The sequence below is a fragment of the Streptomyces sp. CB02923 genome (assembly GCF_001905005.1).
Classification (GTDB): Bacteria; Actinomycetota; Actinomycetes; order Streptomycetales; family Streptomycetaceae; genus Streptomyces.
Genome location: NZ_LWKZ01000007.1, coordinates 65,508 through 86,815 on the forward strand (window position 1 = coordinate 65,508; position 21,308 = coordinate 86,815).

22 protein-coding genes and 2 pseudogenes are annotated in these 21,308 nt (G+C 70.9%); 8 read left to right on the forward strand and 16 right to left on the reverse strand.

Annotation, left to right across the window (positions count from 1 at the left end):
• Positions 1 to 76: 76 nt before the first annotated feature.
• Positions 77 to 574, forward strand: coding sequence for a nuclear transport factor 2 family protein (locus A6A06_RS10380; protein WP_073760917.1), 498 nt, complete (start codon positions 77 to 79; stop codon positions 572 to 574).
• A 76-nt stretch (positions 575 to 650) separates the two neighbouring features.
• Positions 651 to 2,195, forward strand: coding sequence for an apolipoprotein N-acyltransferase (gene lnt / locus A6A06_RS10385; protein ID WP_073760918.1), 1,545 nt, complete (start codon positions 651 to 653; stop codon positions 2,193 to 2,195).
• A 25-nt stretch (positions 2,196 to 2,220) separates the two neighbouring features.
• On the opposite strand, the gene A6A06_RS10390 is transcribed toward lnt, so the two are convergent.
• Positions 2,221 to 2,970, reverse strand: coding sequence for an SDR family NAD(P)-dependent oxidoreductase (locus A6A06_RS10390; protein ID WP_073760919.1), 750 nt, complete (start codon positions 2,968 to 2,970; stop codon positions 2,221 to 2,223).
• A gap of 198 nt (positions 2,971 to 3,168) precedes the next feature.
• Entirely contained in the window at positions 3,169 to 4,074 is a 906-nt protein-coding gene (locus A6A06_RS10395) for a Gfo/Idh/MocA family protein (RefSeq protein ID WP_073760920.1), read from the reverse strand.
• Between the two features lie 443 nt (positions 4,075 to 4,517).
• On the opposite strand from A6A06_RS10395, the gene A6A06_RS10400 reads away from it, so the two are divergent.
• Complete coding sequence (locus A6A06_RS10400) at positions 4,518 to 5,009, forward strand: hypothetical protein (protein ID WP_073760921.1); 492 nt, start codon at positions 4,518 to 4,520, stop codon at positions 5,007 to 5,009.
• A gap of 122 nt (positions 5,010 to 5,131) precedes the next feature.
• Here the strand turns inward: A6A06_RS10400 and A6A06_RS10405 are convergent, their stop codons facing one another.
• The 9 genes from A6A06_RS10405 to A6A06_RS10445 all read right to left on the reverse strand — a co-directional run bounded on the left by A6A06_RS10405 (position 5,132) and on the right by A6A06_RS10445 (position 12,620).
• Positions 5,132 to 5,674: a hypothetical protein gene (locus tag A6A06_RS10405; RefSeq protein WP_073760922.1), complete on the reverse strand. Its 543-nt coding sequence runs from the start codon at positions 5,672 to 5,674 to the stop codon at positions 5,132 to 5,134.
• Positions 5,675 to 5,784: 110 nt separating this feature from the next.
• The gene (locus A6A06_RS10410) at positions 5,785 to 6,462 is read right to left on the reverse strand and encodes a uracil-DNA glycosylase (RefSeq protein ID WP_073760923.1); all 678 of its coding nucleotides are present in this window, start codon (positions 6,460 to 6,462) and stop codon (positions 5,785 to 5,787) included.
• 100 nt (positions 6,463 to 6,562) lie between these two features.
• Positions 6,563 to 7,531: an aldo/keto reductase gene (locus tag A6A06_RS10415; RefSeq protein ID WP_073760924.1), complete on the reverse strand. Its 969-nt coding sequence runs from the start codon at positions 7,529 to 7,531 to the stop codon at positions 6,563 to 6,565.
• 275 nt (positions 7,532 to 7,806) lie between these two features.
• On the reverse strand, positions 7,807 to 8,577 hold the full coding sequence (locus A6A06_RS10420) for an SDR family oxidoreductase (protein WP_073760925.1): 771 nt from the start codon (positions 8,575 to 8,577) through the stop codon (positions 7,807 to 7,809).
• A gap of 17 nt (positions 8,578 to 8,594) precedes the next feature.
• Positions 8,595 to 9,356, reverse strand: a complete 762-nt coding sequence (fabG, locus tag A6A06_RS10425) for a 3-oxoacyl-ACP reductase FabG (RefSeq protein ID WP_073760926.1) — start codon at positions 9,354 to 9,356, stop codon at positions 8,595 to 8,597.
• A gap of 189 nt (positions 9,357 to 9,545) precedes the next feature.
• On the reverse strand, positions 9,546 to 9,941 hold the full coding sequence (locus A6A06_RS10430) for a DUF3037 domain-containing protein (RefSeq protein ID WP_073760927.1): 396 nt from the start codon (positions 9,939 to 9,941) through the stop codon (positions 9,546 to 9,548).
• Positions 9,938 to 10,762: a HipA family kinase gene (locus A6A06_RS10435; RefSeq protein WP_073760928.1), complete on the reverse strand. Its 825-nt coding sequence runs from the start codon at positions 10,760 to 10,762 to the stop codon at positions 9,938 to 9,940. Before A6A06_RS10435 ends, A6A06_RS10430 begins: the two co-directional genes overlap by 4 nt.
• A gap of 166 nt (positions 10,763 to 10,928) precedes the next feature.
• Positions 10,929 to 12,167, reverse strand: a complete 1,239-nt coding sequence (locus A6A06_RS10440; protein WP_079193927.1) for a tyrosine-type recombinase/integrase — start codon at positions 12,165 to 12,167, stop codon at positions 10,929 to 10,931.
• A gap of 45 nt (positions 12,168 to 12,212) precedes the next feature.
• Entirely contained in the window at positions 12,213 to 12,620 is a 408-nt protein-coding gene (locus A6A06_RS10445) for a helix-turn-helix transcriptional regulator (protein WP_079193928.1), read from the reverse strand.
• Between the two features lie 611 nt (positions 12,621 to 13,231).
• Between A6A06_RS10445 and A6A06_RS10450 the strand changes: the two genes are divergently transcribed.
• On the forward strand, positions 13,232 to 14,134 hold the full coding sequence (locus A6A06_RS10450; protein WP_199930797.1) for a nucleotidyltransferase domain-containing protein: 903 nt from the start codon (positions 13,232 to 13,234) through the stop codon (positions 14,132 to 14,134).
• Positions 14,131 to 14,424, forward strand: a complete 294-nt coding sequence (locus A6A06_RS10455) for a hypothetical protein (protein ID WP_073760931.1) — start codon at positions 14,131 to 14,133, stop codon at positions 14,422 to 14,424. The genes A6A06_RS10450 and A6A06_RS10455 overlap by 4 nt, the downstream gene beginning before the upstream one ends.
• A 244-nt stretch (positions 14,425 to 14,668) precedes the next feature.
• Here the strand turns inward: A6A06_RS10455 and A6A06_RS43705 are convergent, their stop codons facing one another.
• Positions 14,669 to 15,190: an nSTAND1 domain-containing NTPase gene (locus A6A06_RS43705; RefSeq protein ID WP_338015878.1), complete on the reverse strand. Its 522-nt coding sequence runs from the start codon at positions 15,188 to 15,190 to the stop codon at positions 14,669 to 14,671.
• Between A6A06_RS43705 and A6A06_RS10460 the strand changes: the two genes are divergently transcribed.
• Positions 15,104 to 16,633, forward strand: a complete 1,530-nt coding sequence (locus tag A6A06_RS10460; RefSeq protein ID WP_073760932.1) for a GMC family oxidoreductase — start codon at positions 15,104 to 15,106, stop codon at positions 16,631 to 16,633. The two genes, A6A06_RS43705 and A6A06_RS10460, sit on opposite strands and share 87 nt — an antisense overlap.
• A 109-nt stretch (positions 16,634 to 16,742) precedes the next feature.
• On the opposite strand, the pseudogene A6A06_RS40750 reads toward A6A06_RS10460, so the two are convergent.
• Positions 16,743 to 17,671: pseudogene (locus A6A06_RS40750) on the reverse strand (IS5 family transposase).
• Positions 17,672 to 18,134: 463 nt separating this feature from the next.
• Here A6A06_RS40750 and A6A06_RS10475 point away from each other — a divergent pair.
• Together A6A06_RS10475 and A6A06_RS41535 are read left to right on the forward strand one after the other, a co-directional pair.
• Positions 18,135 to 18,845 carry a tyrosine-type recombinase/integrase gene (locus A6A06_RS10475; RefSeq protein WP_073760933.1) on the forward strand — a complete coding sequence of 237 codons (711 nt, stop codon included), beginning with the start codon at positions 18,135 to 18,137 and terminating at the stop codon, positions 18,843 to 18,845.
• Between the two features lie 138 nt (positions 18,846 to 18,983).
• Positions 18,984 to 19,217, forward strand: coding sequence for a hypothetical protein (locus tag A6A06_RS41535; protein ID WP_073760934.1), 234 nt, complete (start codon positions 18,984 to 18,986; stop codon positions 19,215 to 19,217).
• Here A6A06_RS41535 and A6A06_RS10485 read toward each other — a convergent pair.
• From A6A06_RS10485 to A6A06_RS10495, 3 genes and pseudogenes are all read right to left on the reverse strand, one after another.
• Positions 19,201 to 20,037, reverse strand: a complete 837-nt coding sequence (locus tag A6A06_RS10485) for a hypothetical protein (RefSeq protein WP_073760935.1) — start codon at positions 20,035 to 20,037, stop codon at positions 19,201 to 19,203. The two genes, A6A06_RS41535 and A6A06_RS10485, sit on opposite strands and share 17 nt — an antisense overlap.
• Positions 20,009 to 20,923, reverse strand: coding sequence for an aldo/keto reductase (locus tag A6A06_RS10490; RefSeq protein WP_073760936.1), 915 nt, complete (start codon positions 20,921 to 20,923; stop codon positions 20,009 to 20,011). Before A6A06_RS10490 ends, A6A06_RS10485 begins: the two co-directional genes overlap by 29 nt.
• A pseudogene (locus A6A06_RS10495) lies at positions 20,920 to 21,308 on the reverse strand (cupin domain-containing protein); the annotation flags it as partial. The gene A6A06_RS10490 and the pseudogene A6A06_RS10495, both read right to left, overlap by 4 nt.

Consider the following 21,308-nt stretch of genomic DNA (forward strand, 5'->3'; position numbering starts at 1 on the left):
CCCGGCAGGCTCCCGGCCGTACCGCCGATGCGTTCCGGCCCTTGGCGGGGCCGCGTCCATGCCGAACACTGAGGCGATGACCCAGCGCGTGGAACACACCACTGTCATGGACCGCCTCGCCATCGACGACCTGGTCACCGGCTACGCGATTGCCGTGGACGACGGCGACTGGGCCGCCTACCGGGCCCTGTTCGTCCCCGAGGGGCGCGCCGACTACCGCTCGGCGGGCGGCATCGCGGGCGGTGTCACCGACGTCGCGGACTGGCTCGCCGAGGTGCTGCGGCGCTTCCCGGTGCGCCAGCACCTGATCGTCAACCGGCGGATCGGCATCCAGCTGCGCGACGGCGGCGCGCCCGGCGACACGGCCACCGTGCAGGCGGACTACCTCAACCCGATGCACCTCGTGGGCCCGCACGACGCGCCGCCCGGCGAGGCCGCGGGCACCTCGGCCGCCCCGAACTACACCTGCGCGGGCCGCTACCTCTTCACCGCCCGCCGCGCCGCGGGCGGCTGGCGGCTGAGCGAGGTCGTCGTCCACGAGAAGTGGCGCCAGCTGCTCCCGACGAGTACCTGACAGGGCGTATCCGCCTTCGGTCCATGATCGGCCGACGCGCGCACACTGGGTGCGGCGATCCGATGGAGGGAGCGGCATGCGGGAGTCGGCCGGCTGGTGGGAGAAGGGGCTCGCGTCACCCTGGGGACGCGGCGCCGCCGCGGTCGCGGCCGGAGCGCTGCCCGCGCTGGCGTTCCCGGCGCCCGCCGTGTGGTGGCTGGCCTACGTCGCCCTCGTCCCGTGGATCCTGCTGGCGCGCTCCGCCCGCACGAACCGCCGGGCGGCGCTGGACGGCTGGCTCGGCGGCGCCGGCTTCATACTGGCGGTCCACCACTGGCTGCTGCCGAGTTTGCACGTCTTCATCCTCGTGCTGGCGGCGCTGCTCGGCCTGTTGTGGGCGCCCTGGGGCCTGCTCGTACGGGCTCTGCTGCACGGGACGCCGGGTGCGCGGCGGTGCGCGGCGTCCCTCGTGCTCGTGCCGTCCTGCTGGCTGATGGTCGAACTGGTCAGATCCTGGGAGTACTTGGGCGGGCCCTGGGGGCTGCTGGGTGCCAGCCAATGGCAGGTGCCCCCCGCCCTGCGACTCGCCTCCGTCGGCGGGGTGTGGCTGCTGAGCCTGCTCATCGTGGCGGTGAACACCACGCTCGCCGTGCTCGTCGCGCTGCCGCGGGCGCGTGTCCCGGCAGCCGCGGGCCTCGTGGTCTGCGCGGTCGGCGGCACGGCGGTCTGGCTGTGGGCTCCGGTGCCGCGGGCGGCGGGCTCGGTCCGTATCGGCGTCGTCCAGCCGGGCGAAGTCGTGGGCGCCCCAGCACGGATAGCGCGCGGCGAGGCGCTGACCCGCTCGCTGGCGGGGCGCGGCGTCCGGCTGGTGGTCTGGGGCGAGAGCAGCGTCAGCCGCGATCTGACCCGGAGTCCGGCGACGGCGGCCCGGCTCGCGGCGCTCTCCCGGGACGTCGGCGCCGACCTCCTGGTGAACGTCGACGGGCGGCACGCCGGGCAGCCCGGCATCTACAAGAGTTCCGTACTGGTCGGCCCGCACGGCGCGACCGGCCACCGCTACGACAAGATGCGGCTGGTCCCCTTCGGCGAGTACATCCCGCTCCGCTCCGTACTGGGCTGGGCGACACACGTCGGCAAGGCCGCCGACCAGAACCGGATGCGCGGCACCCGGCAGGTGCTGATGCCCGTCGGCCCGGCGGGCGGGCTGCGCGTGGGGCCGCTGGTGTGCTTCGAGTCGGCGTTCCCCGACATGAGCCGCCAACTGGTGCGCGACGGCGCGCAGCTGCTGGTCGCCCAGTCCTCCACCTCGACCTTCCAGGACAGCTGGGCGCCCGCGCAGCACGCCTCGCTGGCCGCGCTGCGCGCCGCCGAGACCTGGCGGCCGATGACGCACGCCACGCTGACCGGGGTCAGCGCGGTGTACGGGCCCCGGGGCGAGCCGGTGGGCGGCCGGCTCGGCACCGAGCGCGGCGCGGCGGCCGTGTACGACGTCCCGCTGGCCGAGGGCACCAGCCCGTACGTGCGCCTCGGCGACTGGGCGCTGTACGGCGCGATGGCGGCGCTCGGCGCGTACGCGGTGGTGACGGGAGCGCGGGCGCTGCGGTCACGCCGGGGCGTGCGGAGCCCGGGGCGCGACCACTGAGCGCGCGGCGTGTGCCGTCCGCGGGTCAGACCTGGTTCTCGCCGCCGTCGATGTACAGGTTGGCGCCGAGGATGAAGCTGCTCTGCCCCGACGCGAGGAAAGCCACCGCGTCGGCGACCTCGTCCGGCTGCCCGATCCGGCCGAGCGGGACCTTCGCGGCGAATTGCGCCTTGATGGCGGGCGCCTCCTCCGCGCCCACCACGCCGTCGAGTCCGGAAGTGTCGATGGTGCCCGGGGATATCGCGTTGACCCGGATGTTCCGGTCCTTGAGTTCGTTGGCCCAGGTCCGGGCGAAGGACCGGATCGCCGCCTTGGAGGCCGCGTACGCGCCGAACTCCTCGACGCCGTCATCGGCGCGCACCGAGGAGTTCAGGATCACCGAGGCGCCGTCGTTGAGCAGCGGCAGCGCCTTCTGCACGGTGAACAGCGTGCCCCGCACGTTGATATCGAAGGTCCGGTCGAAGTGCTCCTCGGTGGTCTGCTCCAGCGTCGCGAACGAGGCGATCCCCGCGTTCGCGAAGACCACGTCCAGACCCCGGCCACGGGCGCGGACCGCGTCGTACAGCCGGTCCAGGTCGGCCGGGTCCGCGATGTCGCCCACCACCGCGGTGGCCTTCGACGGGCCGATGGCCTGCACGGCCGCTTCCAGCCCTTCCTTGCGCCGCCCGGTGACGAACACGTGGGCGCCCTCGGCCGCCAGCCGTACGGCGGCGGCCAGGCCGATCCCGGCGCTGCCGCCGGTGACGACCGCGGTCCTGCCTTCAAGCTGCCCCATGTGACTGCCCTCCACAAAGTTCCGTATCGATCGGTACTGAATACGAACGGAACCGTAGCACCTCTGGATCGATCAGTACAGAATTGGAGAGGTGGAAGGGGAAAGGGCGACGACACCCCAGGGCATCCCTCGGGGCGCGGCCTCAGGTGCACGGCCTCAGGTGCACGGCCTCAGACGCCCGGCCTCACGCGCGCGGCCTCAAGCCCCCTGCGCCAGCGCCTCGCGGACCACCCGCTCGCACAGCTCGTGCGTGCGCAGCGCGTCCTCGGCCGAGACGAACCTCGCCGCCCGCACGTCGTCCAGGAAGGCGAGCACGATCTGCTCGATGCCGCGCTGCCGGGCCACCGGCACCCAGTCGCCGCGCCGCCGCACGCTCGGCTGCCCCTTGTGGTCGATGACCTCGGCGAGGTTGACGACCTGGCGCTTGGTGTCCTGTCCGGACACGTCGAGGATCTCCTCCGCGGAACCGCTGAGGCGGTTCATGCTGCCGATGGCGCTGAAGCCGTCACCGGACAGGTGCAGCACCACATGGTGCATCAGGCCGTCCCGGACCTTCGCCCGTACGTCCACGTGGTCGACGGTGCCGGGCGCCAGGTAGCGCAGCGTGTCGACGACGTGGATGAAGTCGTCCAGGACCAGCGAACGCGGGTCCTCCGGGAGCCCGACCCGGTTCTTCTGCATCAGGATCAGGTCGCGGGGGTGCTCCAGGCACTGCGCGTAACCCGGCGCGAAACGGCGGTTGAAGCCGACCGCCAGGCTGACGCCGCGCTCCTCGGCGAGCCGCACGATGCGTTCCGTCTCGGCCAGCTCGTAGGCGATCGGCTTGTCGACGTAGGTCGGCACCCCGGCCTCGACGAGGCGGGTGACGATCTCCGGGTGCGCGGTGGTGGGCGCGTGCACGAACGCCGCGTCCAGGCCGGCGGCGAGCAGGCCGTCCAGGTCGGTGTGGCACTGGCCGGCGGGCAGGCGATACGTTCCGGCGACGCGTTCCAGGGTGGCCGGGGTACGGGTCTGGAGGTGCAGCTCGACATCGGGCCGCGCGCCGAGCACCGGCAGATACGCCTTCTGTGCGATGTCGCCGAGTCCGATGCAGCCGACCTTCACGCGTACTCCCTGGGGTGCTCCGCCGCCCCGGGCCGCCTGCGCGGACCGGCGCGCCGGGTGTGCCGATGATGCCGCCCGCCCCGAAGCCGTACGGTCATCGCGCCGGGCGCGCGCCGGTGGTATGCCCGACGCCCCGGAAGCATACGTGCCGACCGGATGCCACCCTGCTCGGCGGTCACGCGGCAAGCGGAACGGTCCGGCCCGGCGGTCACGCGGCCAAGCGGGCCGGCCCGGCCCGGCGCCGGGCCGTTCCCCGCGACGGCGCCGCGCCGCCGGGAACTCCGTACCGGCTTCCGGTAATTGCTCGGCGGGATGCCCGGCCGCGACTGATACCCCCACCCCGCGGGCACGCTCCGCAGCAGCGGAAACGGGGTCAACGCCGCCCGGATCGTTCACCCCTGCGGGGCCTTCACAAGGGCCGATGCAGTCGGCAGAGTTGGCCGGTGTTCCGTATTCCCGCAGCGGCGGTCCTCGCGGTGACGACGGCCGTCGTCACCACCGGCTGTGTCACCGTCGTCCACCGTCCGGCTCCCGAGAGCCTCCAGCCGCGCCCCGCGCTCCCCGCCCCCTCCGTGGAACCCTTCGGCCCGGAGGTCAGCCGCCCTCCGGTACGCGGGCGGCCGACGACACCGTCCGGAGCCGCCGCGCAGCGGCCGGCACCCGCCCGGCCCCCCGCATCCGGGGCTCGGCAGGTGCGGCCACAGGGACCGGAGCCCGCGGCCACGGGCAAGAAGAAGGGAAAGGGCGCGGGCCGGGGCGTACGGGGCGAGCCCGGGGCCTCCGGAGCCCGCCGGTACGGACCCCCCTGGCAGCGCACCAAGGACCGCCGCCCGGCCGCCCCGGCCCCCGGTCTCTGCAAGCTGGCACGCGAATACGGGCGCTGGCAGGACGACGACAGCGCCGACACCCTCTGCCGCCACGTCTACGGCGACTGACGCCCCGCCCACCCCGGACCACCAGCACCCCCAGGACCACCGCTACTCCCCGGACCACCAGCACCACCCCGGCGACCGGCACCACCCGGCCACCGCCGCCCCCCGACTCGCCCACACCACCCCTACCGCCCTCCGCTGCCCCCTTCAGCTCCGCCCCCGGCCCCGGCGACCCGGCCCCCCAGCCGTTCGATCGCCTGTCGTACGCCCCGGCCGTACTCGTCGTCGGCCAGCGCCGCCGCCGTCTCCCGTGCCCGGTCGAGCTGGGAGCGGGCCTCGGCGGGCCGGTGGAGGGCGGCGTAGTCGGCGGCGAGACTCAAATGGAGGGCCGGCAGCAGCGCCGCCACCGCCGGGGCGGAGCGGCGCGCCGACGGCCGCCGCTCCCGGTCCCGGTCCCGTGCCACCGGCCGGGCGGCCTCCGCCTCCCGCGCCGTTTCGAGCGCGGTGAGGTCCCAGTCCAGTTCGTCGGCCGGGTCGTCCTGCGTGTCGGCGAGGTAGTGCGCGAGCGTGCAGCGCTGGAACGGGTCACCGTCCGGCCCGACCTCGGCCCACAGCTGCGAGAGGCGGTTGCGGGCCTCTTCCCGGTCGCCGCCCCGGTGCAGCATGACCGCCTGCCCGATGCGGGTCAGGACGACGTCGCCGTCCGCCTTCGCACGCTGATCGTCCACGGCCGCACACTCCCGCGCTCGTCCGCCGCCCTGTACGGCCTGCCTGCACCGACGCTAACCGGCGCCCGGCCGTACCGCGCGGTGTGCGCGGCACGCCGCGGCTCCCCGGCTCAGCCCAGGTCGGGGATGCGCCAGTCGATCGGGGTGTGGCCCTGCGCGGCGATGGCCTCGTTTATCCGGGTGAAGGGCTGCGACCCGAAGAACTTCTTCGCGGACAGCGGGGAGGGGTGCGCACCCTCCACGACCGCGTGCCGCCCGGTGTCGATGAGCGGCAGCTTCTTCTTCGCGTAGTTGCCCCAGAGCACGAACACCGCCGGGTCCGGCCGGGAGACGACCGCCTTGATCACCGCGTCGGTGAACTTCTCCCAGCCCTTGCCCTTGTGGGAGTTGGCCTCGCCCGCACGCACCGTCAGCACGGCGTTCAGCAGCAGCACGCCCTGGCGGGCCCAGGGCATCAAATACCCGTTGTCCGGAACCGGGTGGCCCAGCTCCTCCTTCATCTCCTTGTAGATGTTGCGCAGCGACGGCGGCGTCCTGACGCCGGGGCGCACGGAGAAGCACAGTCCGTGCCCCTGCCCCTCGCCGTGGTACGGGTCCTGCCCCAGGACCAGCACCTTGACCTGGTCGTACGGTGTGGCGTCGAGGGCCGAGAAGACCTCCTCCCGGGGCGGGTAGACCGGTCCCCCGGCCCGCTCCTGCTCGACGAACTCGGTGAGCTCCTTGAAGTAGGGCTTCTCCAGCTCCTCGCCGAGGACGCCGCGCCAGGACTCGGGCAGCATGTCGGTCATCACTGAACAACCTCCGGTGTGCGATCCGTTCTCGGCAACGAACTTACCGGCGCCCACTGACAACGCCCGCACCCCCGCGCGCCGACCGGCCCCCGCCCGCTCACGCCGTGTCGAGCCGCGCCCGCTGCACCGCGTCCAGTTGCAGGTCCAGCGCCGCCAGGCACTCGTCCAGCTGTGTCACCGAACTCACACCGAGGACGGGTACGACCGGCACCCGGCCGCCCATCAGCCAGGACAGCACCACCTGGTTCACGGTCGCCCCGGCCTCCGCCGCGACCTCGCGGACGACCCGCAGCCGGGCCACCGACCCGGGGTGGTCGTACCGTTCGGGCAGCGGCCGCTCCGGCCGCGCGTACGCACCGTGCATCAGCGTCGAGTAGCCGAGCAGCGTCAGGTCCTCGTCGTGGGCGGCCGCGTAGTCGAGGAGTTCCTCGTCGGTCTCCCGCTGGAGGCCGGACTCCGCGCCGTACCGGGGCCGGAGGTAGGTGTGCCGCTGCTGTACGGCGCGGAAGCCGGGCAGGCCCTGCGCGGCGGCGATGCTGCGGGCCTCGGCGAGCCGCCAGGTGGCGTGGTTGCTCACCCCGAGCACGTCCACGGTGCCGTCCTGCACCAGGCCGGCGAAGGCGCCGACGGTCTCCTCCAGCGGCACGTCCCGGTCCTCGACGTGCGCGTAGTACAGGTCCACCCGGTCGGTTCCGAGCCGCCGCAGACTGCCGTCGATCCCGTCCCGTACGGCCTTCTCGCCCAGCCCCTCCAGGTTGGCGGGCCACTCGGACCCGCGGGACGGATCGGGGCGGGCGCCGACCTTGGTGGCCAGCACCGTACGGTCCCTGGCGCCCCGGCTGCGCAGCCAGCGCCCGAGCAGCAGCTCGCTCTCGTCGCCGGTGCCGCCCGGCACCCAACAGGCGTAGTTGTCGGCGGTGTCCACGAAGGTGCCGCCCGCCTCGGCGAAGCGGTCGAGGATGGCGAACGAGGTCGGTTCGTCGACGCTGGTGCCGAACGGCAGGGCCCCCAGGCACAGGGCGCTGACCAGGGGCCCCGAGCCGCCGCCGAGTGTGCGGTAACGCATGGTGGGTCTCCTCCACGGGTACGTCGCGGGCCCTTCGTCCCCGGGCCCGGAACAGGTGCGGTGCCGGCCCGATCCGGACCGGCACCGCAGACCCTGCCTCTTGGAGTGCACGCGAACGCAAGCCGTTGCGCGCGCCCGCACTCGGCGCGTACCGCACGAGCGCGGGCTCGCGAACCGGCACGCACCCCCGCGCAAGCGCCCCTGCCCGCGCCCTCCCCCGTCCGCCTACACCTACGCCCCGCCTACGACCTCCGCCTCCGCCTCCGCCTGCGTCCTCAGACGCCCGCGTTCAGGAACAGCCCGCCGTCGACCTGGAGCGTCTGGCCCGTGACCCAGCCGGCGGCGTCGGACAGCAGGAACGCCGCCGCGCCCCCGATGTCCTCCGGAACGCCGAGGCGCCCCATCGGGTACGCCGAGGCGGCCTCCTCCTCGCGGTTCTCGTACAGCGCGGCGGCGAACTTGGTCTTGACCACCGCGGGGGCGATGGAATTGACCCGTACCACCGGCGCGAACTCGTGCGCCAGCTGGAACGTCAGGTTGATCATCGCGGCCTTGCTCATGCCGTACGCGCCGATGAAGGGCGAGGCCGAGACGCCGGCGATGGAGGCGATGTTGACGATGGCGCCGCCGTTGTCCTTCTGCCACGCGTGCCAGGTGCGCTGCGCGAAGCCCAGCGCGGAGACGACATTGGTCTCGAACACCTTGCGGGCCACGTTCAGGTCGAGGTCCGCGATCGGACCGAAGACCGGGTTCGTACCGGCGTTGTTGACGAGGTAGTCGACGCGGCCGAACGCCTCCATGGCGCGCTCGACGGCAACACCCTGGTGGGCCTCGTCGTGGGCCTTGCCCGCGACACCGATGACGCGGTCGGCGCCCAGCGTCTCGACGGCCTCCTTGAGGGCGTCCTCGTTCCGCCCGGTGATGCAGACTTTGTCGCCGCGGGCCACGAGCGCCTGCGCGATGCCGTACCCGATGCCCCGGCTGGCGCCGGTGACCAGCGCCGCCTTGCCGGAGAGCGCGGGCGGCCGGTTGTCCTGTGCGGTCATGTGCTGTGCTCCCGTAGTCAGTTGAGCGGGCCGCCGGCCACGTACATGACCTGGCCGGAGACAAAACCGGCCGCCTCGCCCGTGAAGAAGGCGATGGCGTTGGCGATGTCCTCGGGCCGGCCGACGCGCTGCACCGGGATCTGGGTGGCGGCCGCGGCCTGGAAGTCCTCGAAACCCATGCCGACGCGCTCGGCGGTGGCGGCGGTCATGTCGGTGGCGATGAACCCGGGAGCGACGGCGTTGGCGGTGACGCCGAACTTGCCGAGTTCGATGGCGAGGGTCTTGGTGAAGCCCTGCAGACCGGCCTTGGCGGCCGAGTAGTTGACCTGCCCGCGGTTGCCGAGCGCCGAGCTGGAGGAGAGGTTGACGATCCGGCCGAACTTAGCGTCGACCATGTGCTTCTGACAGGCACGCGACATCAGGAACGCGCCCCGCAGGTGCACGTTCATGACGGTGTCCCAGTCGTTGTCGCTCATCTTGAACAGCAGGTTGTCCCGGAGCACGCCCGCGTTGTTGACGAGCACGGTCGGCGCGCCCAGCTCCGCGGCGACCCGCGCGACCGCCGCCTCCACCTGCTCCGCGTCCGAGACGTCACAGCCCACGGCCAGCGCCCTGCCGCCGGCCGCGGTGATCTTCTCGACGGTGTCCTTGCAGGCCGCCTCGTCCAGGTCGAGGACGGCGACGGCGCGGCCCTCGGCGGCCAGGCGCACGGCGGTGGCCGCGCCGATGCCGCGGGCCGCGCCCGTCACGATGGCTACGCGCTGCTCGGTGGTGGACATGCAGGGTTCTCCTCACCCTCGAAACCTCGACGAGCGGTCCGCCGCACCGCAACCGCAGGTGAGCAACCGCTTAGTAGCTTCAGCAGGGCTGACGCTAGAAGCCCGGCCACCCCCTGTCAACGCCTCCCCGGCACGCCCTCGCACTTCAGGACGGCCGCCGGACCCACCACGGGACGGCGGCCGTCCCGTTCACTTCACCAGCAGGTCGAGCAGCCGCCCCGCCTCGATGGACGGGTCCACGGTCAGCCCGGTGTGCACCGGGCCGGGCTGGACGACGGTACTGCGCGGCGCGATCAGCCACCGGAAGCGCCGCCCGGCGTCGTCGCCCGCAGCCTGCCCGGCCCGTTCACCTCCTACGCAGATCCCCTCGACGGCACGCAGCGCCGCCTTGACGCCCTCGACGTCGGCCGCCGTGTCGAGCGCGCGCAACCGGTCCTCGTCCAGGTACGTACGCGCCTCGACGAAGTGCCGGGCGCGGCAGTACACGACCACCCCCGCGTTGATCATTTCTCCGCGTTCGACCCGCGGTACGACCTTGAGCAGGGCGTACTCGAACACGTCACGCCCGTTGTGCAGGCCGCTCACTTCACTGCCCTCCGCGGCAACTCGGTCGCCAGCCAGCCCGGCACCCGGGAGGGGCCGTCCTTCGTGGGCTCTCCGACGGTGATCTGGTCGCCGATCACCGCCGCGCGGCTCAGCAGTGCCCCCACGTAGGCACGGCGCAGCGCGTCCGGGGAGTCGAAGCCGGGCTCGTCCACCAGCCACTCGTCCGGCACCGCGGCGGCGACCTCGGTCAGCAGCTCCTCGGTGACACGCGGCGCGAACTCGGCCGCCGCGGCTTCGACGTCCGGCCCGAACCCGGCCAGCACGTGGTCGGAGGCGTCGTACGGCTTGACCGCGGACTTCTCGGCGGTGGGCCAGTTGTGCTGCCAGATCATCGTGGCGCCGTGGTCGATCAGCCACAGCTCACCGTGCCAGACCAGCAGGTTGGGGTTACGCCACGAACGGTCCACGTTGTTGATCAGCGCGTCGAACCACACGACCCGGCCCGCCTCACGCGCGGACACCTCGAACGCGAGCGGATCGAACCCGAGGGACCCCGGCAGATAGTCCATCCCCAGGTTCAGACCGCCACTGGCCTTCAGCAGCTCCTGCACCTCCTGATCGGGCTCGCTCAGCCCGATCACCGGATCCAGCTGCATCCGCACCAGCTCCGGCACCCGCAGCCCGAGCCGACGCCCCAGCTCCCCGCAGACGACCTCGGCGACCAGGGTCTTGCGCCCCTGCCCCGCCCCGGTGAACTTCATGACGTACGTACCGAAATCGTCGGCCTCGACGATCCCCGGAAGCGACCCTCCCTCACGCAAGGGCGTGACGTAGCGGGTCGCGGTGACTTCGGACAACATGCGGATCAGGCTACTTCCTGGGGGTCGTCGCAGGTCAGCGCCGTGCGGTCAATTCGGTCCGGCTATATCGATGCAAGTATATCGGTACAACCGCATCGAATCTGCCCCGGCCACCATCTCCACCCGAGAGCCCCCTGGGAGGAGGCTGGGGAGAATTTGGGGAGTTTTAATCTTCAACCACAGGGTTCGCTGGATCCGCAAGCAGCCCGTCGATAGCCCGACGCCCGCGCCCCCCAGCCTCCGGCATGAAATGAGCATAGTTACGGAGCGTGACAACCGAGGAGGAGTGACCCAGCCACCTCGCCAGGGTCACCACCGACTCGCCAGCCTCAAGGACCACCGACGCGTAGGTGTGCCTCAGCACATGGAAGCCGTCGCGGTGCGCAGCCTTCCACTGCCACGGCTTCGCACCCGTCGGCTGCGGCGGGATGACCCCGATGCGAGCCAACGCGGGTTTCCACACATAAGTGTTGTACGTGTTCACCGCGACGGCGTTGCCGAACCTGGTCGTGAGCAGCAGCAAGACCTTCGTCGTCGGCTTGCCGGGCTCGCCCCACGGCAGCTCCACCTCCACCGCTGGGTACTCCTCGGAATGCTTCCTCAGCTCGTGGGCGACGGAGGCAGGCATATCCGCCACGCGCGTCTTACCGCCTTTCGGGAGAGTGAAGTAAAGACGCCCGCAAAACGACTTAACTTGCCTCCTCACATAGAGGACGCCCTTTTCATAGTCGATGTCATCTGGGCTCAGCCCGAATGCTTCTCCTTGCCGCAGACCACATCCCACACCCAGGACTACCGTTATCCGGTAGCGGCCATTTATGCTGTCCCGCATCTGGCGAGCCGTAACCAGAGGCCACGCTTCATGCCTTACATCGTCACCCTTGGGCCACCGAACCGACTTTGCCCGCATGGGATTGCGAGTCAACCGCTTGTCATCTATGGCCGTCTCGAAGATGTTGGACAGAGCTCCGAGGATTGCTCGTGCGTACTGCGGCGAGCAGGTTTTCTCCAGATCCGAGATGTAGGCACGAAGTCGTGCAGCGCTTACGTCCCTCAGCGGGACTTGGCCCAGGTATGGAAGGACATGGAGCAGCACCTTCCTGCTCTGGTTCTGCCGGGTCTTGACGGAGCCGGTCATATCGGGGAACCAGAAGCGCTGTACGTAGTCCTCAAGAAAAATCGATCCATCACGGGGGTCGACGAAATCCCCTCGCTCTTGATCGGTACTGGACCGCCGAAGCCACGCCTTCGCGTCCTCCAGCGTTTCGAACGACCTGTCCCGCACTCCCGGAATCCCCGAGACCCTGTAGCGGGATCCCTTGCCGTAACGGCTGGCGCGCTCCCTCTTACCGGTGACAGGGTCCTTCTTTTTCTTGATCCAGCGGTCTTCTATGTACCCAGCCAAAAAAACTTTCCTCGATACAATCGGCGAACAGGCGTCGTCGGTCCGTCAGGTTCTGGTTGTACGACTGGGACGCAGCGTCGGAGCCGCGTCCACGGGGTTCAGGGACGTGTTGGAGCGCGAGTCGGCCAGCTCCTGCTCTCGAACCCAGGCATCAAGTGCTTCCAGCCGATACATCACACGGCCACCGGCGCCCATACGAAAACTCGGCGGTCCTTGCCGACGGTGCCGCCACACATAGAGCGTGTTCGGCGAGAGACCGAGATACTCAGCCGCTTCCTTCAGGTTCAGGAACGCTCTCTGGACAGCACCCGTCGGGCCGAGGGCGGAAACGGCAACAGATGCGGACGACAGTGAGTTTGCAGTCAAAGGAGGTCTTTCGGAGGTTAGAAGGAGAGCGGGCAGCGAAGCCGAAGTCCCTGAACTCGGCGTTGTTCGCGCCTGGCCTGGCTCCATCGCTGAGCGGAGTCAGTTGCGGACCTCTCAAGTGTCTGGAACATCCCCGGTTTCCCTAACCGGGGATCGTCGACTATGTTGCGTTCCTTCCGCCCCGGGTGACGCCCTCACCCACCGCCAGCAGCGACATCCAGCAGGCTCTTTGAATGCCTGATGTCCGACCGTTCCTCGGCCAGCAGCCTGTCTTACAGAGACGCTCTCCTCACATATCACCCGGTGAGCTATTGGCGAGCCCTGTTCCTCCGGGGGTGTTGTACGTTCACATAGCCCCGGAACAAGTTCCAGTCCTTTGCAGTTCTTTCTCGTCTGCCGTGGGCGAATAGATTGACCGGTAGCCCGCGCGAGGCGAGCGTGAAGCACGAAAGCCGCGCACCGGCACCGCATGACGGGCACGGCTATCGCAGCGGCATCGCCCCGGTTGAACACGCACACTCGAAGTCCGTCCGGCTCAGCCCACAGCGTGGGCCCCCGACGGGCGCTTCGGTCTTCGGCAGCGCGAGTCACGCCCGCACGTTGGCCACCGCCGCAGCGGGCCCGTACTCCCCCGCGCCCGTGGACTGCGTCACGGCATCGACTACCTGTCCGCCGTAAGTCGGTTCGCCAGACCACAGGTGTCGTACGCTCAGCGGCTCGTTGTGATTCGCAGGTGGAGGAACCCTCCAGGCCCCTCCGAGCAGGACCGGCTGAAGCGGGCCGAGCGTATGGTGAAGGACGCGGTCGACCGTCACCAGCCGTTCCAGGGCCTCGACATCACGGTCGCGTCCAAGGGCTCCTATCCCAACAAAACCAACGTCCGCGGCGACAGCGACGTGGACATCATGGTGAAGCTCAACAAGCCCTTCCACACCGACGGCTTGGAGTCATGGTGGTTCGGACAACGAACTCAGCACACTGGGCCGTGGACGGCTGCCCTGCTCCGCGAGGAAGTCCACGCCGCCCTCTCCAATCACTTCGGGTGGGTGGACGCGGACCACAACATCGCCTTCTACGTCCCAGAAGTATCCGGCAGCCGTCCCAGCATCGACGTCGTGCCGTGTTTCAAGTGGGTGAAGTACGACATCACTGCGCCCGAGGGCGAGTATGTGGGAAGCGTCGTCTACGGACGTGACGGCAAGCGGGTCATCAACTGGCCCGAACTCCAACTGGCCAACGGCTGCACGAAGAACACCGACACCAAGCAGCGGTACAAGTTCGTGGTGCGGGTCTTGAAGAACGCGGAGAACGACCTCGCGTCCCAGGGCGTAATCGAAGCCGCGCCGTCGTATCTCTCCGAGTTCCTGATCTACAACGTCCCCGACCACGTCCTGCTCGCCGGCGACTTCGACGACGCGGTCCGCCTAAGCCTGCAGGAGGTCTACCGGCAGCTCACCGCTGTTTTTCTCGGCCCTCAGCTCATGGTGGAACCGAACGAAATCAAGAGAGTCTTCGGCGAAGGCCAGAAGTGGGACGAGAAGCAGGCGCGCGAGCTGATCGAGGGCGCCTGGCACTACCTCGGTTACGCAGACCGACAGTGAACTCGGCCACTACCCTCCGCTCCGGCGCCACCATCGCCGCCACCCTCTACTCGGTCATCCTGGTCGGCCTGGGCCTCTACCCCTCGCAGTTCCGGTACGTGTTCGCTTACATTCCGGCCACTGTCGGACACGGCGTGGTGGTCTTCGACAAGTGGGCCTGGCGCTGGCCCGTCATCCACCGCCTCACCGGTCGGCCCTCGGTCACCGGCACCTGGCGCGTGGTGCTGTTCCCGAGCCCGGTCAGTCGCATCCCCGAAGGGGGAACCGGGGACCGATCACCGCCTACATGACGATCGAGCAGACCTTCTGGAGCCTGCACGCCGCGCTCCGCACCAAGGAGAGCACCTCCCGTTCGAGCAACGCCACCGTCGGCTCCCCCGAGAATTCCGGCACCGCCGAGATCGGGTTCCTGTACGACAACACACCTCGCGTGCAGCACAAGCACCGCAGCCCTCGACACGAAGGAGCCTGCCGCACCACCGTCACGGGTTTGACTCCCCGAACAACACAACTAGGGCCTGTGCGGAGTCGTGATCACGCTGTGGCTCGACACCGATCGGGGCGCCTGACGGAGGTGCCGTGCGCTGGGCAGCGGCCGGGCTTCGCCGTCGTCCGACGGCCTATGGAGCAGCGGGCGGTGGAAGTAGTGCGCAGGTTCGGGATCAGTCCGGCGCGCAGGAGCGAGGACTCACCGCTGCCAGACGGGCCGGCCAGCACCGGCAAGGGCCTCTCGCGCACCATGACCATCAGCTGCTGGATGAGGCCGTCTCGGCCGAAAAAGCGGTCTTGGTCACCTGTTTCGTAGCGCGCCAGCCCCGGATACGGCGCCTGGTCGGCGGTGTTTCGGACCATCACGGTGACGGAATAAAAGGGCGCGTAATCTTCCCGCCGTGCGACCGTGATGCTTCGATACCTGATAGCGGCTGGGCGAAGCCGTGCAGGAGTGACGACGCTCCGAAGGAGGACCGCGTGCCGGGATTCGACTTCGTCATCGTGGGCGCGGGGACGGCCGGCTGTGTGCTGGCGGCGAGGCTGTCGCAGGACGTGAACACTCATGTCCTGCTGATCGAGGCGGGTGGCTCAAAGGTGCTGCCCGCGCAGACCTCGCCTCCCGCATGGCCGACCCTGCTCCAGACCCCCGCGAACTGGGGAGACTTTACCGTCGAGCAGTCGGCCACCGGCACCTCCATACGACTGCCGCGAGGGCGCGGGCTCGGCGGATCCTCGGCGATCAACGGCATGGTCTTCGCCCGCGGCTACCACTGCGGCTACGACCGGTGGCCCAGCCAGGGCGCCAAGGGCTGGGGCTTCGACGATCTGCTGCCGTACTTCCGGCGCAGTGAGACCGCGGTGGGCCGCGATCCGGCACTGCGCGGGATCGACGGCCCCCTGACCGTGGGACCCGCTGACCCGCCGCATCCGGTCATCGAAGCGTGCCTGGAAGCGGCCGCGGAGACGGGGTATGCCAGGGCCGCCGACATCAGCGGCGGCCTGGAGGAGGGCTTCGGACTGACGGACCTCAACATCGTCGACGGCAGGCGGCAGAGCGCCGCCGACGCCTACCTCGCGCCGGCCCTGGAGCGACCCAACCTGAGCGTCGTGACCAACGCCCTGGTGCGGCGGCTGCGCATCAGCAGCGGGCGCTGTGCCGGCGTGGAGTACCGCACCGGTACCGACGAGGTGACCGTCGACTGCGCGGGGGAAGTCGTCCTGACTGCCGGTGCCATCGGCTCCGCACAGCTGCTGCTCCTGTCGGGCATCGGCCCGCAGGCCCATCTGGCCGACGTGGGTGTCCGGGCCGTCCTCGACCTGCCGGGCGTCGGCGCCCGGCTCCACGACCATCCGATCGTCAACGTCACGTCGAGCGCGGCCCGCCCGCTGCCGCCACGGCGCAACAACCACGGCGAAGCCATCGGTCTCCTACGCAGCGATCCCGCTGTCGAAGAGCCGGACCTCCAGGTCGTCTTCGTCGACCTGCCTTCCCATCTGCCCTCGGCCAAGGACCCCGAGGACGGCTACACCATCGCTGTCTCCGCGATCCGCCCGTACAGCCGCGGCACGCTGCGGCTGGCAAGCGACGATCCCGGTGCGGCGCCGGTGCTCGATCCGGGTTTCTACACCGACGAGCGTGACCTGGCGGCGGTCGTCGCCGGTGTGCGGCTCGTCCGGGAGATCGGCTCCGCCCCGGCGCTCGCGCCGTGGCGTGGCCGGGAGGTGGTTCCCGGGCCGGACGCGGACGACGACGATGCCGTGCGCGGGTTTGTGCGCCGGACCCTCACCTCGTACTGCCATCCGGTCGGCACCTGCCGGATGGGGGCCGATCCCCTCTCCGTCACCGGGCCCGACCTGCGGGTCCACGGCATCGACGGACTCCGCGTCGCCGACGCCTCGGTGTTCCCGTCCATTCCGTCGGCGAATACCGTCGCCACGGTGTACGCCGTGGCCGAACGAGCCGCGGACCTGCTGCGCGGCACCGACTCCAGCAGGGCATCGTCATAAGCGTGCTGTCCACCCGGCCGACAAAGCGGTTCGCTGTCCCCCACCCGCACGAGCTGTCGCCGCACCGCCTGCCCGCCGCCGGACACCTTTCCAGGCGGAGTTCGGGTCTTCACGTGAGGCTGCGGAGCCAGATGATCGCGCCGCGGAGGTGCAGTGATGCGAGGTAGCTCTCGGGGGCCTTGTCGGAGCGGGTGGCGATACCGCGCCACACTTTGAGTTTGTCGATCAGGCGCTCGACCGTGTTGCGGTCCCGGTAGGGGCCGGCGTCGCAGGTGAGGGGTCGCCCGCCCCGGCGGCCCTTCTTGTTCCGGTTGGCCGCCTGGTCGGCCTTCTCCGGGATCACTGCCCTGATGCCGCGCCTGCCCAGGTGGGCCCTGTCGCCCCGGGAGGAGTACCCCTTGTCGCCGGTGACCGCGTCGGGCCGGGTGCGCGGCCGGCCCACCGGGCCGCACACCTTGATGGCCCGCAGGACGGAGATGAACTGTGGGCTGTCGGCGGCCTGCCCGGGGGTAAGCACGAAGGACAGCGGACGGCAGCGCCGTTCGGCCGCCAGGTGCACCTTGCTGGTCAGCCCGCCCCGCGAGCGCCCCAGGGCGGCGGCCTTCAGCCGAGCGCGGCGCCGGCGGCGAACCCGACGCCGCGCGGCACGGGCGGGGTCAGCCGCGTCAGCCTCCTCCAGGGCGGCCAGCACCTCCTCACCCACCCGCGCGCCGCCGCGTCGTGATGTGCACGGGCAGTCGTGGAGTCCACGCTGACCAGCGACAGGTCGACCTGTCCGCGCCGCGCGGCCTCGGCGATCAGCACCTCCATCAGGGCCTGGAACACCCCGGCATCGCGCCACTGACGAAACCGGCCGTAGATCGTGGACCAGGCTCCGAACTCCTCTGGAACCTCCCGCCACTGGCTCCCAGTACGGAACCGCCGGGCCGCGCCCGCAAGCTGGCCCCGCAGCCGGTACGGATACGGCCCGTACTCGCCTATCGGCAGCAACGGCTCCACCAACGCCCAGTCATCATCGCTCAGTTCGCGTCTCGCCACACGAATGTTCTATCGACACGCTGATCGCGACTCCGCACAGGCCCTACTACACCAGCCGATTCACCGCCGGCGACATGGACTTCACTCTGCTCGACGGCTCCACCAGCTACGGCACCTACTCAGAAGCCCAAGCCATCGATCCCGAGCACACCAGCAGCTGACCATGGCCAGCGGCAACAGACATTGGGGTGCGCCCCTTCGGCCCCGCAGAAGCCGCACGGTGACGCTCGTTCCCATCGAGAGACCCGAGGCATACGCGGCGGACGGCGCGGAACGCTCCGCCCGCGCGAGCCTCGCCCGGCCGATCGGCGACCCGCGCGATGACTGACCTCCACATGTCTGGCACCTGTACGCATACCTGGCCGACATTTACGGCGAACGCGATGCGCTGCCCGCCTTCGTCTGGCGCGGCGGCCGGCGCGTGCCGGAGGGCCGACCGCGCGATGATGCCACCCGGCACAACGTGCTCTCCGCCAACTCCTCGTTCTTCAAGTTCGTGCTGCAGACCCGGGTCCTGCCGAGGGAGGTGATGGACAGCAATCCCTTCGACGGGGTGCTGTACCCGGCCATGGACCCGCTGTTCACCCGTACCGAGGGCCTGACCGAAGCCGAGTTCGTCACGCTGGCGCGCACCGCCCGGCACGAGCATCCGTGCCGCCGTACGGCGTTCCGGCTGTACGTCCTGATCCTGGTCCTGTACCACCTGTGCCTGCGTATCGACGCCGCGCTCGGCGCGCGGATCGAGAAGCTGAGCTACGACAGGGGCCATCACATCCTGGAGGTCCAGATCAAGGGCGGGACCTGGGTCGCCAAGGCGGTGCCGCCGTTCGTCTGGCACGCTCTCCAGGTCCTCATCGGGGGCCGCACGGAGGGTTTCATCTTCTGTACCAGCACCGGCAAGCGGCTCGACCAGGCGTCGCAGTGGCGTGCGATCCGGGCCACCGCGAAGCGGGCCGGTCTGCCGCAGAAGAAGATCGGCCCGCACTCCCTGAAGCACTCCACGATCACCCACGCATACGACCGGCCCGGTGCCCGCCCGGAGGAGATCCAGCACTGGGCCGACCACAAGGACCCGCGCACGACGCAGCGGTACAACCAGCGCCGCGGCGCGCTGGAAGGCAGCCCCGCCTACGACGCGGCCGCCTCCATGGCCGAGCAGTTGGAGGCGTCATGACGGCGGTGGCCTCCACAGGCCGCACGCCCGTAAGCGAGTTGCCCACGGAGCGCCCCAGGCAGGCAACGCGAACCCGGGACGTCTGGTCGTCCCAGCCCGTATCGTGACGACAGCCGGGCGGGATGAGGGAGCACCACCGTGACCACACCGAAGGCCGTCACCGTGGCCTACGACTTCAGCGATGCCATCGCTGCCCTGGAGCACGTCCGGGCATCCCTGCGACTGCTGCCTCCGCTGCCCGACAGCGCCGGGCCGGACGCCGAAGCGTGGGCCGCCGGTTTCACCGAGAGCGGCACTCCGCCCGCCTTCCTCCCTCCGCAGCCGCCGTTGAGGGTGGCCCTCAGCGCTTTCCCACCTAGAGCGCTTCGCTGATCTCCTCGATGAGCGTCCGCAATGATGCCACGAGTTCCGGGTGGTCTCCGCGGGAGGCGGATTGGAGCAGTTCGGCGGCCACGATCATCTGGGCGGCTCGGCCCTTCGGGGAGTCGAGAACGTCAGCGAACTCGTGCTTCACGCGCGCGGCGGTGGCAGGTGCGAGGAGGCTGTAGACGTACAGCAGGGCGGCGTCGTACCCGTACGGGGCGATGCCCCAGCCTTCCCAGTCCAGGATGACCGGGCCGCTGGTGGTGAGGTTGGCGAAGTGCAGGTCGCCGTGGGCGGTGGCCCATTCGGTGATCTGCGGGGCGGGCGCGCCGGTGAAGCGGGGCACGGACCGGTCGATCCATTCCTGGCGCACCGCTACCCGGTCGGTGCGGACCGCGGCGAGGTGGGCCAGATTCGTGCGCAGTGTCGGCCACCAGGTGGAAGCCAGGGCGAGTTCCTGGCGGATCACGGGGCTGGGCGCGCAGATTGGGGCGTCGACGTAGGAGGTCAGTTCGGCCCGGTAGGCGTACGGGCCGTCGCTGTGGTCGTGCAGGCCGTGCAGCTCCGGCCGGTGTACCGCGCGCGGGACGCTGCGGGCGGCGTCGGCCGTGCCGGTCCACAGCTTGCCGCCGGCCTGGTCCGCCGGGGCGGCCAGCAGCCGCAGCCAGCAGGCGCCGTGCTCGGAGTGATCGGCGCGGCGGCTCAGCGTCCGGCCGTGCCACCCCCATGCCAGCGGGCCGTGGGGGGTGGCGCCGAGGGCGGCGGCGGCCTTGTCGTGGGCGTCGGCGAGGCGTTGTGCGTCAGCCGGGTCGGGGGGCGGCGAGTACATCCAGGACGCTCCGCAGTCTCGTGGGCGGGATCGGTTCGGCGGCCAGGGCGCCGAGGGCGGCAGTCCAGTGTGCCCGGTGGGAGGCCGACAGCAGGACCCGGGAGACGCCGGGGCAGGACGCGGTGGCCAGCAGGCACGCCTGCGCGATACTCAGCCCCGGGTGCAGCAGCGCGGCGAGTTCGGCGGTCGCCAGGTGCGGAAGTTCCCCGCCGTGCAGGGGCGCGGAGGCGTGCACGGCCCAGCCTCGGCCGGCGGCCTCGGCGATCGGCCCCCGCCCCCGCAGGGCCAGGGTGAAGGCGTCGGCGGCGACGAGGCTGACCGGGAACTGGATCACCCGAAGGTGGTGGTCGGCGCTGCCGGCCGCCTCGGCGGCCAGCCGGTCGAGGTCGGCGACGGTGAAGGCGCCGGTGTCGAAGCCGTCCCAGGTGGCCACTCCGTACCTCTGTACGGCGCCCGTCGCCACCTGCTCCTCCAGGACGGCGAACGCCTCCCGCAACTGCTTGTGCAGCCGGTCGGAGCGGCAGGTGCGCTCGGGGTTGTGCAGGAACAGGGCCGCCAGCCGCCCGCGACCCAGGTCGGCCCGGTTCTGCTCGGCCTGCCACCGTACGTACGGTGCAGCGAGGCTGTGACCGGCCGCCGCGTCCGGAGCCGACACCACGCCCGCGGCCCGCCCCAGGGACCGCGCCGCCGCGTTGAGGAACCCGACCTTGGTCGCGACCGGCACCGCCGGGTGGGCAACGAGCAACGGGGCGAGTCGGGCGTGCGCGCGGCCGCGGAGGTAGTTCGGGGCGGTGTCGATCCACGGGGCGGGAGAGGCGGCCGCCAGCTCGACGGCGGCGGCCACCTCCCGGACGCGGTGCGTACCCAGCCCCAGCGCCACCGTCATCGCTGCTCCACGGCGAGTGTGGCGGCCTGGCTCTGGACCAGTTCGTTCACCACCGCGGCGACATCGCTCAGCGGGAGCCCGGCGTGCTGGGCCAGCTCGGCGCAGGTGACCCAGGCTCCGGCCGGGGCCGTCAGCAGATGCCGCAGCAACGGCGCCGCGGCCGGGGCGAACTCGGTGACGTTCCCGGCCGCGGTGAAGGTGACCGCGTCCGCCGTCAGGGCCAGCCGACCGCGCCCCGTGGTCAGCCGCACCCGGGTGCCGGGCGCCTCCAGCGCCCCGTCCACGTGCGGGAGGCTGGGCCGGAGGCGGCCGAGGTCGTCCGCGTCCCGGGCGGCGGCGTACCGCGCCAGCAGCGCCGGGTCCTCTAGGAGCTGTTTCTCGGATC